General features: G+C 70.6%; 13 protein-coding genes. 3 read left to right on the top strand and 10 right to left on the bottom strand.

Annotation, left to right across the window (positions count from 1 at the left end; translation table 11 throughout):
• Nucleotides 1-137: 137 nt before the first annotated feature.
• The 8 genes from ACQ859_RS17875 to ACQ859_RS17840 all read right to left on the bottom strand — a co-directional run bounded on the left by ACQ859_RS17875 (nt 138) and on the right by ACQ859_RS17840 (nt 6,205).
• A complete protein-coding gene (locus tag ACQ859_RS17875) occupies nt 138-1,226 on the bottom strand; it encodes a hypothetical protein (RefSeq protein ID WP_431262047.1) in 1,089 nt (362 codons plus the stop codon).
• A gap of 198 nt (nt 1,227-1,424) precedes the next feature.
• On the bottom strand, nt 1,425-1,640 hold the full coding sequence (locus ACQ859_RS17870; protein WP_088404090.1) for a hypothetical protein: 216 nt from the start codon (nt 1,638-1,640) through the stop codon (nt 1,425-1,427).
• A 69-nt stretch (nt 1,641-1,709) separates the two neighbouring features.
• On the bottom strand, nt 1,710-1,907 hold the full coding sequence (locus ACQ859_RS17865; protein ID WP_331613472.1) for a hypothetical protein: 198 nt from the start codon (nt 1,905-1,907) through the stop codon (nt 1,710-1,712).
• A 148-nt stretch (nt 1,908-2,055) separates the two neighbouring features.
• Nucleotides 2,056-2,481: a hypothetical protein gene (locus ACQ859_RS17860; RefSeq protein WP_331613473.1), complete on the bottom strand. Its 426-nt coding sequence runs from the start codon at nt 2,479-2,481 to the stop codon at nt 2,056-2,058.
• Between the two features lie 19 nt (nt 2,482-2,500).
• On the bottom strand, nt 2,501-2,764 hold the full coding sequence (locus ACQ859_RS17855; protein WP_431257368.1) for a hypothetical protein: 264 nt from the start codon (nt 2,762-2,764) through the stop codon (nt 2,501-2,503).
• Nucleotides 2,764-3,795, bottom strand: coding sequence for a hypothetical protein (locus tag ACQ859_RS17850; protein ID WP_431262046.1), 1,032 nt, complete (start codon nt 3,793-3,795; stop codon nt 2,764-2,766). The genes ACQ859_RS17855 and ACQ859_RS17850 overlap by 1 nt, the downstream gene beginning before the upstream one ends.
• 59 nt (nt 3,796-3,854) lie before the next feature.
• Nucleotides 3,855-5,984, bottom strand: a complete 2,130-nt coding sequence (sctC, locus tag ACQ859_RS17845) for a type III secretion system outer membrane ring subunit SctC (RefSeq protein WP_431262045.1) — start codon at nt 5,982-5,984, stop codon at nt 3,855-3,857.
• A 29-nt stretch (nt 5,985-6,013) separates the two neighbouring features.
• Nucleotides 6,014-6,205 (bottom strand): hypothetical protein, encoded by a 192-nt coding sequence (locus tag ACQ859_RS17840; RefSeq protein WP_431257371.1) that lies wholly within the window; start codon nt 6,203-6,205, stop codon nt 6,014-6,016.
• A gap of 356 nt (nt 6,206-6,561) precedes the next feature.
• Between ACQ859_RS17840 and ACQ859_RS17835 the strand changes: the two genes are divergently transcribed.
• Both ACQ859_RS17835 and ACQ859_RS17830 read left to right on the top strand, forming a co-directional pair.
• Complete coding sequence (locus ACQ859_RS17835) at nt 6,562-7,368, top strand: lytic transglycosylase domain-containing protein (RefSeq protein ID WP_431262044.1); 807 nt, start codon at nt 6,562-6,564, stop codon at nt 7,366-7,368.
• A gap of 198 nt (nt 7,369-7,566) precedes the next feature.
• A complete protein-coding gene (locus ACQ859_RS17830; RefSeq protein ID WP_431262043.1) occupies nt 7,567-8,160 on the top strand; it encodes a winged helix-turn-helix domain-containing protein in 594 nt (197 codons plus the stop codon).
• A gap of 101 nt (nt 8,161-8,261) precedes the next feature.
• Here ACQ859_RS17830 and ACQ859_RS17825 read toward each other — a convergent pair whose 3' ends face one another.
• Nucleotides 8,262-9,410, bottom strand: coding sequence for a hypothetical protein (locus tag ACQ859_RS17825; RefSeq protein WP_431262042.1), 1,149 nt, complete (start codon nt 9,408-9,410; stop codon nt 8,262-8,264).
• Nucleotides 9,411-9,576: 166 nt separating this feature from the next.
• Between ACQ859_RS17825 and ACQ859_RS17820 the strand changes: the two genes are divergently transcribed.
• Nucleotides 9,577-9,948: a hypothetical protein gene (locus tag ACQ859_RS17820; protein ID WP_431262041.1), complete on the top strand. Its 372-nt coding sequence runs from the start codon at nt 9,577-9,579 to the stop codon at nt 9,946-9,948.
• A gap of 187 nt (nt 9,949-10,135) precedes the next feature.
• Here ACQ859_RS17820 and ACQ859_RS17815 read toward each other — a convergent pair whose 3' ends face one another.
• Entirely contained in the window at nt 10,136-12,739 is a 2,604-nt protein-coding gene (locus tag ACQ859_RS17815) for an ATP-binding protein (RefSeq protein ID WP_431262040.1), read from the bottom strand.
• Nucleotides 12,740-13,132: the final 393 nt, after the last annotated feature.

The raw sequence follows: 13,132 nt of genomic DNA, 5'->3' as shown, positions 1-13,132 counted from the left end.
AGGATGCTCAGCAACCCATGGCTGACGGGGCCCCGACTGGGGATGCGGCGCTAGGCGCAGACCGGAGCCATAGCAGCGCTATGGCGAGGATCTGCAACGACGCGCCGCGCCCCAGTCGGGGCCCCGGCGGCCGTGGGTTAGCCGCGCTTGAGGGTCTTTTCCAGGTCAGCCATGCTGTACTTGTTGTCGCCCTGCTGGTCGAACTTGCCTTGAGAGGTCTGCAGCGCGACGTCCGTGCCCTTGTTGAGCGCGGTGTCGTTCACGAACTTCTGGGCGGCCTGTTGCAGCTCGAACGACGGCAGGATGCCGTTGGGCATCTGCTTGCCCTGGGCGACGTCCTTCATCGTGTCCAGGTCGAAGGTCTTGCCGTCCTTGGACAGCGCGTCGAAGTTGTTCTTCAACGTCGAGATCGTCGAGTGCTGGTCGGCGTTCAGACCCTGCTTCTGGATGGAAGCGGTCAGGTCGCCGATGCCGATCTTGTCGTCACCGCCCTTGTGCTTCAGGGCCAGACCCATCTTGCCGAGCGCGTTGTCACGGTCCGCCGTGTCCAGCTCGCCCATCTTCTTCTCGCCGGCTTCGCTGCGCAGGAACTTCGCGGCCTGCTGGAACTCAGGCGTGAAGTCCTGGGGACGCATGCCCTTGGGGCAGATGCCGTTGGCGGCGTCGTCCAGTTCCTTGCCGCTGATCATCTTCATGCCGGAGTCCGACATGGCCTTGAACAGCGCGCGTTCCGCACGATTGCCGTCCATCGGACCGGTCTCGCCCTGCGGGCTGATCGATCCGCCCAGCGGGGCTGCGCCGCCGCCGGCACCGGCGCCGACCAGCGAGCCGGCCGCGCCCAGCGCATTGCCCAGGCCGCCGATGGCCTGGCTCAGGCCGCCCAGCAGCTGCTGGGCGCCAGCGCCCTGCCCACCCAGACCGCCCAGACCGTTCGCGGCCTGGCCCAGACCGCCGAGGGCCTGGTTCAGTCCGTTGAGGCCCTGCGACAGGCCGCCGAGTGCGCCCAGCGCGCCGGCGAGCGGGCCGCCCTGGCCGCCCTGCAGCGCGTTCAGGCCTTGCGTCAGGCCGCCGAGCGCCTGACCCAGGCCGCCCAGGCTCTGGCCGATGCCGCCCAGGGCTTGGCCCAGGCCGCCCAGCGGCGAATTCTGTGCTTGACCCAGTTGACCGATGGCCTGGCCGATGGCCTGCCCGGCGCCGCTCATCGCGGCCTGGATCGGGTTCTGCATCAGCTGCTCCAGCGGCCGCAGCAGCTGGGTCAGGCCTTGCAGACCTTGTTGAAGTCCTTGCAGCGCCTGCTGGATGCCGGCCAGGGGCTCTGTGCCCCTTGCAGCATGTTCAGCGGCGATTGCAGCAGTTGTTGAATGCTCATGTATGTCGCTCCGACAGAGGTTGGATGCGGTGACGCGTCGTGCGCGCAGCGCGGGTCACACCAGTCCCTTGACGCTATCGCCGCCGGCCTTGAACTTCTTGCCCAGCGCTTCCGACATGGCGGCCTGCTGGCTCATGCGGCCCATCTCCAGGTTGTTGGCGATGGTCTGCTTGCTTTGAGCCTTGAGCTCGTCCATGAACATCCGCGACGACGCGGAGGCTTCGGCCGACTGGGACTGAACCAGGGGCGCTCCCGGGAAGGTTGCGGACATGGGGTTCTCCTTGCGGGGCACGGAGCGGCCGCGACGGACCGGGACAGGCCCGAAGCGGCCGCCGCGGCGTCAGACCAGGCCTTTGACGCTGTCGCCGGAAGCCTTGAACTTCTTGCCCAGCGCTTCCGACATGGAAGCCTGTTGGCTCATGCGGCCCATTTCCAGGTTGTTCTTCATCTGCTCGGCGTTCTGGGCGCGCATTTCGCCCATCATCTGGTTCATGTCAGCCGACGAACCAGCGCCTTGGGTGCTCACGTTGTTTGCCATGGTTTCTCTCCTGTTGAATCCGGAAGCTCGCTTCCGGAATGAAAGTGCACGAGGCACCGTTTGCCCGTGGGACGAACCCTTCGTCCCATCGGATCCTGGGATCGACCGCCTCGCGTCCTGCGAGCCGGTCGACGTCAATGGGGATGTGTCACTGCAGCGTGGCGGCGTACTCGAGCACGCCGTTCGCGGCCTGTCGCACGTTGTGGTCGGCGCTCGTCGCCAGCACCTCGTCGAGCACGCCCTTCCAGCGCGCATCGCGCGCCAGCAGGAAGGCCGTGGCCAGCGCCACCTTCGCGCCCTCGTCCTGCGGGTGGTCCTCGACGTGCTGCACGAGCGTGGCCGACGCGTACTCGGCGTCGCCGCCGATGCTGTGCGCGATGGCACGGCAGATGCGGAACGGCGACGGATCGGCCATCGTCAGCTCCACCGCCGCGCTCACCACCGCGGCGTCGTCGCGGGCGCGGTACACCGCGCCCAGCAGCCCCACCGCCATGAGGTTGCGGTAGACCAGCGGGTAGCTGGCGGTCGCGCCGGCGGCGTCGGACGTCGAGGCATCAATGGGCAACGCGGACATACGGGAGCTCCTTGTGCGGTCAGGCCGGCAGCGACGCGGTGTGGATGGTTTCCCACACGTGACGCACGATGCGCTGCGAGGCGCGGAAGCCCTCGATCAGCTGCGAGCTCAGCTGGCGCTCGGCATCGGGCAGCGGGGTCTGCATGTGCGCCTCGGTGCTCTGCGCGACCTGGTCGAAGTAGCTCAGCATCGCGCGGGTGCGCTCACCGCTGAGGTCGTCGGTCAGGGTCTTCTCGATGTGCGCGAGATCCGCGAACACGGTCTGTTCCAAGGGGTTGTCCATCACGGTTCTCCGGTGGGGGATGAGGAAGACGGATCCCCGGCGGCGGCGGTGCCGTCGTCCACGGGAGTCCGGAGCGAAAGGTGCTTGGTGCCGTCGGCCGTCTGCACGTACTGCAGGCCGTCGTCGCCGGCCAGCATCGAGCCGACGCGCACGCGCGCGGTGGGGAGCGTCTGCTCGACGGCGACGTCGATGCGGCGCACCAGCGGGCCGATGTCGGCGGCGATGCGGCGGACCTCGTCCTGCAGTTCGGCGGGATCGAGCGCCTGGCCTTCGACGGCGAAGACGCCCTGCCCGCGGTGGACGACGCGCACGCCGGGCCGGTTCAGCGCGTCGCCGATCTGGCGGACGATGTCGCCGGCCGAGGCGTAGCGGTGCAGGAGCTGGCCCTCGCCGAACGGCTGCAGCGCGGCGCGCGCGCGGGCCATCTCGGCGCTGCCGGGCAGCAGGCCCTCGACGACGAGGCGGCGGTCGACGCGGCGCACCGTGAGGCCCTCGACGCCGGCCTGGCGCAGCGCCACGAGGACCTGCTCCATCGGGCTGACCGGCGGCGCGGTCGAGGCCGCGGTCTGCGTGCTGAGGACCGACGCGAGCCCCGCGATCAGGGCCGCGGCGGCGACCAGCGCGCTCAGCTTCAGGCCGAGTGCTGCCTTCGTCCGGGGCGCGGCGTCGGTCACCGCGGCGGCGGTGGCCTTGATCTTCGCGACGGGCCGCATCAACGCGTCCATCAGCGCCATGTCGCTGGGCCAGGCCGCGGCATCGGGACCGGCGCACAGCACGATGTCGCCGAAGCGCCGGGGCAGGAAGTCCTCCAGCAGGCCCTGCGGATTCGCGGGCGTTCCGTCGTCGGCGATGAGGTGGAGCGCGGGAGACACGTCGGAGCCTTCTTCCTCGAACGTCAAAATCAGCGGAGCGTGGGCCCAGTCGCTGATCTGGAGGTCGGCGTCCTCATCGCTGGCGATGCGGTACTGCCGACGGGTCAACCGTAGCTGGACCCCGGCATGCAAGCCTGTGAGGATGCGAAGCTGCTTCATGGTTTGCGAATCCCGAACTTCTTTGTCGCTTCGTGGTGGATCGACAGGGGCGTCGCGGCTCAGCCGCCGCCGCTGCCCTGCAGGAAGGAATCGGTCGGCGGCGACGGTGCGCGGGATGGCCCGTTCAACGCCGGTTGCGATGGCGCCTGCGCCGGCAATGGCGAACCCGGCGACGAGCCCGATGCCGACGGGGCTTGCGGCCCGCGGCCGTCCGCCGTCATCGCCACCGCGCCCGACGTCGCGGCGCCATACGGCCCCGCCGGGAAGGTCGGCTCGCGGATGATCCGCGGCGAGATCAGGAACAGACGTTCGGTCTGCCCGGCGCTCTCGTTGGTATGTCGGAACAGCCCGCCGAGCAGCGGCACGCGGCCGAGCACCGGCACCTCGTCGCGCTGCGAGGACTGGCTGGTCGTGGTGATGCCGCCGATGAGCAGGCTCTCGCCTTCGCCCACATGGGCCTCGGTCATGATCTCGGTGCGCTTGACGATGGGCACCGTGTCGACGACGCGGTCCTCGAAGCTGCCGTCCTCGATGTAGAGCGACAGCTTGATGCGGCGCGACACGCCGCCGTTGTCGGGCACCGAGGTGATCTGCGGCGTGACCTGCAGCAGCGTGCCGGCCTCGACCTGGAAGAGGTTGGCCTCGAGGTTGCCGGCGACCTTGACGGTGACGACGCGCTTCTCGCGCATGACCGCGGGCCGGTTGGCCACGCCCAGCACCTTCGGCTTGGCGATCACGCGGGCCTTGCCGCGCGCGCTGAGCGCGTCGATGCGCGCCATCAGCTCGCGGCCGGCGTTGGACCACAGCGTGCTCAGCGTGAAGGTGCCGGGATTGCTGCCCGGCGGCTGCGTGACGCCGAAGCTGCCCTTGCTGCCGCGCACGCTCCAGTCGATGCCCAGCGAGTCGATGCTGTCGCTGCTGACGTCGATGATGGTGGCCTCGAGCTCGACCAGCACCGGCTGCACGTCCAGGCGGCGGATCAGCTCGACGTACTCGTCCATGCGCTGCGGGCGGCCGTGGATGATCACGGTGTTGGTGCCCTCGTCGGCCTGGAAGATCGGCGGCGCGTCGTCGTCGACGGGGCTCTGCAGGCCGCGGGCGCTGCCTTGCGGCGCGGCCCCCGACCCGGGCTTGGCCGACTGGCCGGCCGTGACCTGCGACGGCTTGCGCGCGACGATGTCGGCGAGCCGCGTGTCGCGGCCCATCACGCCTTGCAGCGCGGTGAGCTTGCCCGGATGGATCTCGGCCGCCGACGCCGGCGTGTCCTCGTCCCCCTGCGCGCCGCTGGTGGTGCCGCTGTAGAGCGAGGTGAGCACCGAGGCGACGCCGCGGATGCGGGTCTGTCCGAAGACGCGGTCGCCGGCGGAAGCGAAGCGCAGCGGCACCACGCGCACCGACTTGCGGTTGCGTTCCATCGCGCCGACGTCGAGCGACTCGACCGCCGCGGCGATCAGTTCGACGTGACGCGGCGGGCCGTAGACCAGCAGCGTGCTTTCGGCCGCGTTGAAGCGCAGCGGGAAACGCGCGTCACCGAGCTGCAGCGAATCCAGCAGGTCGGTGACCTGCTCGCGACGGAAGCCCTTGAGCCGGAAGAGCCGGCTCTGCACGGCACCCGCCGGGTAGAAGTACAGCGCGGTGCCGTCGTGGTACCAGATGACGCCGTAGGCCCGGTTCATCGAGTCGAGGAACTTGTCGGGCGTGGTGTCGAAGTTGGCCTGCACCATGCCGTCGATGCCTTCGGCGAGCACCGCGGGCAGGCCCTGGCTTGCGGCGAAGTCGAGCAGCACCTCGTTCACGCGCTTGCCTTCGGCCTTGTAGACGAAACGCGGGCTGCGCCACTGGCGCGAGACGTTCTTCGTCGGCACCCGGTCCGACCTGACGACCTTCGCCGCCGGCGCGGCGGCCGGTGGCGTCGACGACGTCGGCGATGTCGCCGATCCGGTCGGCGTCGACGTCGACGTCGGTGTCGTCTGCGTCAAGGTCCTGGCCGGCGGCGCGGCCAGGGGCGCGGCGATCGGACTCACGCTGGATCCGGCGGCGGCACTGGCGCCCGATGTCGACGACGGCGACGGGGCGGATTCACCGACACGCGCCGACCAGCTGAGCGGCGCCGCGGCGCACAGCATCAGCGCGACCGGCAGGCGGCCGACCCGCATCGCGCGGCCCGGGGAACGAAGACGACGGGACATGAAGTTCACAGTGCGGGATGTCGATCGGCTTACTCGTCGTCCTGCATGGACGCCTTGATCTGGTCCGACACCTTGGTCATGGACTTGCTCATCGCCTGCTGACCCTGCTGCATGTTCATCATCATTCGCTGCGCCATCATCGATTCCATCTGCTGCATGTCCGTCGGCCCGGTGGCGGCGGCAGGCGTGGACGGGGCGTTGGCGGCAATGGGAGTGGTCATGGCAGGGCTCCGTGGATGAGATGGAGCGGAACATAGGGACCGGACGCCGGGCAGCAACGGGACCATGCGAAGGCGATGCGCGCCATGCGAAGGCGGGCGGCCAATGCCGCCTGCAGAAGCCCGGGCGTTGGCCGCCAGGGCGCGGGGTCTTGGCGTCAAGCGCCAAGACCCCGCGCCCTGCCGCCCCCAATCACCGTCTCACTGCCTCGGTCTTGATGCCGAGCCCGGCGTTGGATCAGGACAACTACCTCTGAAGAGTGGGATTCGTTCGGTCGTCGCGCGCTTCGCGTCGCGAGGCACTTCCCTTTCCATCAAGACCTAGCGTCGCGCCCTCGCAGTCATCGATGGAGCGCCACATGAACGATCGTTCGTTCGTTTCCTTCCTCCGCACGTTCGCCGTGACGACCCTCGTCGTCCACGCGGCGGGCGCGATGGCGCAATCGATCGGCGCAACCAGCGTGGCCAGCGCCGCCAGTTTCAGCACCGCGAACGAACGGCCCGTGGAACAGGTGAGCCGTTATCGCTGCACGCTGATCGACGGCAGCACGCGCCTGCTCATCGAAGATCCCCGCGAACGCCATCCCGGCCTCGCGGAAGACTGCACCGTGGTGCGCGTCGCCGTCGCACCGCTGCGCCCCGGCGCGGTGGACGACACGCCACCCTGGGTCGGCTTCGCCGCCCGTCTCATCCAGGGCCCGGGCGGCGCGGCGCCGGACCTGACGTCCTTCCTCCGCGAGGCCACACGGCCGATGCCGCCCGAGATGGCCGCGATGGTGCGCACCGCCAGCAATCGCCATCGGCTGGATCCGGCACTGGTGTCGGCGCTGATCTTCGTCGAGTCGCGTTATCGCGCCGACGCCCGCTCGCCCAAGGGCGCGATGGGCCTGATGCAGCTGATGCCGGCGACCGCCGCGCGTTACGGGGTGTACACGCGCGCCGACCTGCTCGATCCGCGCGTGAACGTCGACATCGGCGTGCGCCATCTGCGCGCGCTGCATGACCGCTACGACGGCCGCGTGGACCTGATCCTGGCCGCCTACAACGCCGGCGAAGGCGCCGTCCAGCGCTTCGGCCAGCGCGTCCCTCCCTTCCCCGAAACCGAAGACTACGTTCGTCGGATCACGACTTTGGCTGGCGTGCCTGAAACCGCTTTCACCCCCTGAACGAGGGGGCATAAATGAAAATGAATGTTCCGTAAAGGACATGAAATGCCGGCGTTGGCGACAGTGCGTCCGTCCCCCGGTTTTCAAGGTCCACGTGAAAGTCGCCACCCTCTGCCCTTCCCGTTCGCTGGAACACTTCGCCGCAGCCGCGCTGCGCGATGCCGGCTACGACCCCACCCCCACACCCACCTGAGCTCGTTGATCTCGGCGTTGCGCACGCCAGGCGCGGACGCGGTGCTGCTGGAGGACCACGACACCCACATCGACGGCTGGCTGGCCGCGTTGCGCCTGCATGCGGGACGCGGCGTGCCGATCGTCGTGCTCGGACTGGGCGACTCGGTGGGCATCTCACGCGCGCTGCAGCGGGGCGCCGATGACTACGCGGTCATCTCGGACGGTGCCGGCCCGCTGATCCATCGGCTGCGCGCGCGCATCCAGACGCGCATCGACGGCGTGCGCGCCACGTCGCTGCGCGCGGGACCGTATGCGCTGCACGCGCCGACGCAGAGCCTGTCCACCGGCGTGCGCGAGGTCAGCCTGACGGCGCGTGAATTCGCGCTGGCATGGACGCTGTTCGAGAACCTCGGCCGCGTGGTCAGCACGCACACGCTGTCGACCGAGATCTGGGGCCGCTCCAGCGACATCGGCAAGCGGACGCTGGAGCAGCACGTGTACAAGCTGCGGCTCAAGCTGAACCCCGGCGGCCCGCGGTCGCGCTCGCGCACCATGGACGGCATGCCGGTGCCGCGGATCCAGACGGTGTACGGCGTGGGTTACCGCCTCGACGTGTGAACCAAGGGGCGCCGCCGCGGACTGCCGTGGCCGCCGGCCCTCACCCTTCCCTCTCCCGCAAGCGGGAGAGGGAGAAAGAGGCGGAGCGAAGGCGCCGGCGATCAGGGCTGCGCGCGTTGCGCCGCGGTCCGCTGCGCGGCATTGCGGCTGCGCACCGTGTCGTTGAGCTGATACGACGCGACCGTCAGCGCGAGCAGCGTGCCGCCCACCAGACCGGCGACCAGCGCGTGCACGCCGGCCTGTGCGGCCTGCCGCTGGTCGGCGCTGACGCCGGGCTGTGTCAGCGTCGACTGCAAGGCCTGCACGACGCCCAGCGCGATGAGGCCCGGTACCATCGTGTTGAAGACGCGCGCATCGGCGCGTTCCGCCTGACGGCCCAGTTCATTGCGGGTGAACGGGTTGCGCAAGTCGACATGCAGATGGCGCACGTGGGACGGATCGGTCTGCTGCATCCGGCGCGCCGAGGCGGTGTCGACCAGGTGGTCCTCCACGGACGACGTCAGCATGTTGGCCGCGCCGGCGATGGCGCCGGCGCGCACGGCCAGGCCGCGCGCGGCCTGCCAGGCGGGCTGGCCGCCCAGCTGGTGCTGGATCAGCAGTTGCGCACCCATGTCGATGGCCGCCGCGGCGGCACCGAAGGTCCCGCGCATCATCCCCGTGACATCGGCGGGACGCAGGTTGCGCCCCTCGGGCGGCTGCGCGACGTTGCGGTCGCCGTTGCCGACGTGCACCGTGTTGATCGCGGGACGGAGCGCCTCCCGGAACTGCGCCTGCAGATGCGAGATCACCTGGATCGCGGCGGCGGACTGCGCCACGCCCGCCAGCGCCGGGTGGCTGCGCGAGGCGATCGTCAGCGCGAGCGCGGCGAAGTCGCCGCCGGCGATGCCAGCCGACTGCACGCCTTGCCACAGACGGCGCGGCAGGTGGTTGTCCCGCTGCGCCACGTCGCCGCTGAACGCCTGGTTGGCGACCTGCGCGCTGCTTTCGCTGTGGATCTGCGAGACGACGCGGCGACCCAGCGAGTAGGCCGTCAACGCGGTCTGCGCCGCCAGCGCCACGTCCGGGTGCGAGACCACGGCGCGCGCGAGCTCGGGCGCGATGACGCCCTGCACCACCGTCCGCACGGCCGCCACCGGCACCGCGTGGCGCACGTTCTGCGCCAGGAAGAACGACAAGGCGCCGGCCTCGCGCGGCGCGTGGCCATGACTGGTCGCCGCGGCGGTTGCCGGCCCCGTCGTGGTGGGGGCCACGGCCGTGGGTGCCACTGTGGTCGGCGCTACGGTCGTCGGCGCCACAGTCGTCGGCACCGCTGTGATCGTCGGCACTGTAACGGTCGGCACTGTAACGGTCGGAACCGTGACGGTTGGGACAGCGGTGGTTGGGACAGCGGTGGTTGGGACAGCGGTGGTCGGAACGGTGACAGCCGGCACCGTGGGCGTCGGGATTGGGGACGCCGGGCGCGTCGACGGCGTCGTGGTCGGCGTGGCGTCTCCGCTGGACGCCGCCGGACGGCGCAGTTGCTCGAGCGGCCGCCGCGGCGCGAGCGCCGCATCGGTGCTCCGCGAGGGTCCGGGGTCGGAGTTGCGCCGTGCGTTCAGGCCGCCGAGTTCGGACGACATCCGGCGCGGCGGCGTCGCGCCGCCCTGCGAAGCGCCCGGAGAGACCGGCGACGTGGGCGTCGTCGGCGCGCGCCGCAGCCGGTCGAGTTCGATGGCGCCGGCGTTGGTCGACAAGGCCGGCAAGCCGGCGGGCGGCGTCGTGATCGTCATGGGAGCGGTCCTGCAATGAGCTGCCGCCACTCTCGACAGCCCGCATGACCCAACCGTGACGACGGGACCCGTGCAGGCATGGTCCTTCAAGACCGCTTCGCGCGGTCGCGAGCCGCTTCGCCCGCCTCGGTGGCGCCGACCCGTGCGCAGCGGCTCCAGCAGCCTCAGCGCTTCAGCAGCTTCAACGCTTCAGCGGCTTCAGTGCTTCAGCAGCCCCGGCCGCCGAACGACGCCGCGATCCCCGCCGTCCGCGCCAGCGCGGCGACCATCGCGCGCGGCTCGTCCCAGCGGTTGCCTTCGTCCTGCAGCCGCGCCATCGAGAAGCCGTCCAGCCGCGCGCGCATCCGCTGCACCAGGCTGCCCCACGGCGGCAGGGGATCCGCGCGGATCGGCGAGTACGCCTGCCCCGCATACCCGGTCAGGCGCGCCGCGTCCTGATCGCGCCCCTCCTCGAACGCCAGCCAGGCGAAGACCGGCAGCAGCCGGTCGAACGCGTCGCTCTGGCTCTCGCCCTGCGCGTCGGCCTGGCCCTCGCTCCGGCTGTCGTGCCGGCTGTCGCTCCGGCTATCGCGATAGACGCCGCGCGACGGCTTCGGCGTGACGATCCCGGTCAGCACGTCCCGTGCTTCCTCGGTGCGCCCTTCGGCCAGCAGCACCGCGGCCAGGCAGCCCAGCACGCGCTGCAGGAACTCGCCGTTGGCGGTGTTGATGCCGCTGGCGCGGCTGGCACCGTCTTCCCACTGGCGCACCAGCGCCGCGGATCGCAGCGGCTGGCCGTGCCCGACCTGAAGCTCCATCAGCCGATGCAGGTCGTCGAGCACCCACCGGGACGCGCCGACCTCCTGCGCCAATTGCAGCGAGGCGCACATCGCCTCGTCGGCCTCGGCCGCCTGACCCTCGACGCGCCACACATGCGCGCGCGCCGCGAGTCCCCACAGCTTCAGACGCGCCGCATGCGCGCCTTCGCAGCGGCCCGCCAGCGCGACGAGCTCGCCCATCGCGTAGCGCATCGCGGCCTGGCTCAGCTCGCGGTCCTCGACGACCTGACGGCACAGCGCCAGGTAACGCAGCGCCGGATCCTCCGCCGTCCGCGAGACCGTCACGCCGCGCCGGTACCAGATCGCGGCGCGCTTGGGATCGTGCGGCGCGAGCAGACCCGCGTGATCGATGCAGTAGCGCGCCAGCACCGCCGGGGGCAGCTCCGCCGGCAGCTCGGCCTCGTAGGCGGCGTGCCGCCACGCGGTCTCCTGGGCCAGCTGCAGCAACTCGAACAAGGCCCTCGAATGTGCGAGCAGACCCAGCCCGCGTACCGGCTCGTGCTCCAGGCACCAGTCCAGCGCGGCCCGCACGTTGCCGAGCTCGGGCGAGAACTCCGCGATCCAGCGCGCGTCGGGCATCATCTGCAGCGCCCGTTCCGCGCGGTCGAACAGCTGGCTCATCGCGCGGGCATGCTGGCACCGCGCGATCTCGATCTCGCCGGTTTCCTCGAGCAGCAGCAACCCGTAGGCGCGGATGCCGTCGAAGAGCCGGTAGCGCGGGCGATCCTCCGCGTCGACCTGGACCAGCGAATGGTCCACCAGTCCTTCGAGCGCTTCCGCCACGGTCCACGCATCAAGCTGCCGGTCGGACAGCGCGGCCGTCGCCATCTCCAGCGTGAAGCCGCCCTCGAACGGCTCGAGCCGCCGCAGCACCAGCTGCTCCACGTCGTCGAGCAACGCGAGGCTCGCATCCATGCAGGCCCGCAGCGACTGATGCCGGCGCGGCCCCGCCTGCGTGCCGCGGGTCAGCAGCCGATAGCGGTCGCTGAGGCGCTCGCAGAGCTGATCGATGCCGAACATCGCGAGCCGGCCCGCCGCCAGCTGCAGCGCCAGCGGAATGCCGTCCAGCCGGCGGCACAGCGCCGTCACCTGGGCCACGTTGTGCAGACCGAGCGCGAAGGGCTGACCCAACGCCCGCACCTGGTCGACGAACAGCGCCACGCTGCCGTGCATCAGCGACTCGTCCACGCCCGCGCCGGCCGGCGGCACCGACAGCGGCGGCGTGCGCAGCACGCGCTCGCCCGGCACGCGCAGCACCTTGCGGCTGGTCACCATCAGCGCCACGTCCTCGGTGTTCTCCAGCACCGCGTGACAGAAGGTCGCCGCGCGCGCGCCGGCGATCTCCGCGTTGTCCAGCACCAGCAGCAGCGACATCGGCCGCAGCAACGCCAGCAGGGTCTGCAGGTCCGTGCCCGGGTCCAGCCCGAGCGCGCTCGCGACCGCGGGCAACGGGTCCGACGGATCGTCCCCGCTCAACAGGTCCACCCACACCGCGCCGTCACGGGCCGCCTGGCGGCGTTCATGCGCGCAGGCCAGCGCGAGCGTCGACTTGCCGACGCCGGGCGCGCCGACGACGGTCACCAGCCGATGCCGCACCAGACGGCTCAGCAGCGCCTGCAGGTCGGCACCGCGGCCATGCATCGCGACCGGGGCCGACGGCAACGCCCGCGGACGGACGATGGGGGATATCGGCTCGACCGGCCGGTCGGTCGAGTCATGGGACGTGTCCTCGTCCTGCCGCAACGGCAGTGCGAACCGGTACCCCTGCCCGGCGACCGTGGCGATGGCTTCGCGACCCAGCGCGCGCCGCAACGCCGACACATGCACGGCGGCGTTGTTCTCTTCCACGGCCTGCCCGGGCCAGACCCGGTTCAACAGCTCGTTCTTGGACACCACCGCGCCGCGATGCGCGACCAGCACGCCGAGCAGATCCAGCTGCCGGCCGCTGAGCGGCACGGGCACGCCCTCCGACAGGAGGACGCGCGAGGCCATGTCAAGCACGAACCCTTCGAAGCGAAAACGACTCGTCACTTCAGCTTGCCCTTCATGGCTGTCACCGACGGCAGGACCCTGCACGCCGTACGCCATCGCACCCCTTGGAATCCTCGCCATCTGCGAGGAAGGGGTCACGAAAGTGGGCGCGAGTTTAAGGGTGCGTCATGACAACGTCCAGGGAACTCGGGACGTTCCCGAAGGGGGTCAGGCCTTGACAGCGCTGACTGTCGCGCACATGTCCGCGGCGTGACGATCGAAGCCGTGAAAGGCGTGCGGATTCCCGCACAGCTGTCAGGAGGATGTCAGAGCGCTGCCACGCAGAACGGCCAGGATCTGCGTGTTCATGGGGCATCCGGGCGATCGTATGCGCAGACATGGTGCGACTTTGGT

Origin of the sequence: Roseateles chitinivorans, from assembly GCF_050632235.1 — a bacterium.
GTDB classification, from domain to species: Bacteria; Pseudomonadota; Gammaproteobacteria; order Burkholderiales; family Burkholderiaceae_C; genus Roseateles; species Roseateles chitinivorans_A.
This window is presented reverse-complemented; position numbering and strand designations above follow the sequence as displayed.

Coding starts and splice junctions, on each gene's coding strand:
- ACQ859_RS17865 (WP_331613472.1), bottom strand. CDS start 1,907: ATGGCAAACAACGTGAGCACCCAAGGCGCTGGTTCGTCGGCTGACATG.
- ACQ859_RS17835 (WP_431262044.1), top strand. CDS start 6,562: ATGAACGATCGTTCGTTCGTTTCCTTCCTCCGCACGTTCGCCGTGACG.
- ACQ859_RS17860 (WP_331613473.1), bottom strand. CDS start 2,481: ATGTCCGCGTTGCCCATTGATGCCTCGACGTCCGACGCCGCCGGCGCG.
- ACQ859_RS17815 (WP_431262040.1), bottom strand. CDS start 12,739: ATGGCCTCGCGCGTCCTCCTGTCGGAGGGCGTGCCCGTGCCGCTCAGC.
- ACQ859_RS17875 (WP_431262047.1), bottom strand. CDS start 1,226: ATGCAGAACCCGATCCAGGCCGCGATGAGCGGCGCCGGGCAGGCCATC.
- ACQ859_RS17870 (WP_088404090.1), bottom strand. CDS start 1,640: ATGTCCGCAACCTTCCCGGGAGCGCCCCTGGTTCAGTCCCAGTCGGCC.
- ACQ859_RS17855 (WP_431257368.1), bottom strand. CDS start 2,764: ATGGACAACCCCTTGGAACAGACCGTGTTCGCGGATCTCGCGCACATC.
- ACQ859_RS17850 (WP_431262046.1), bottom strand. CDS start 3,795: ATGAAGCAGCTTCGCATCCTCACAGGCTTGCATGCCGGGGTCCAGCTA.
- ACQ859_RS17840 (WP_431257371.1), bottom strand. CDS start 6,205: ATGACCACTCCCATTGCCGCCAACGCCCCGTCCACGCCTGCCGCCGCC.
- sctC (WP_431262045.1), bottom strand. CDS start 5,984: ATGTCCCGTCGTCTTCGTTCCCCGGGCCGCGCGATGCGGGTCGGCCGC.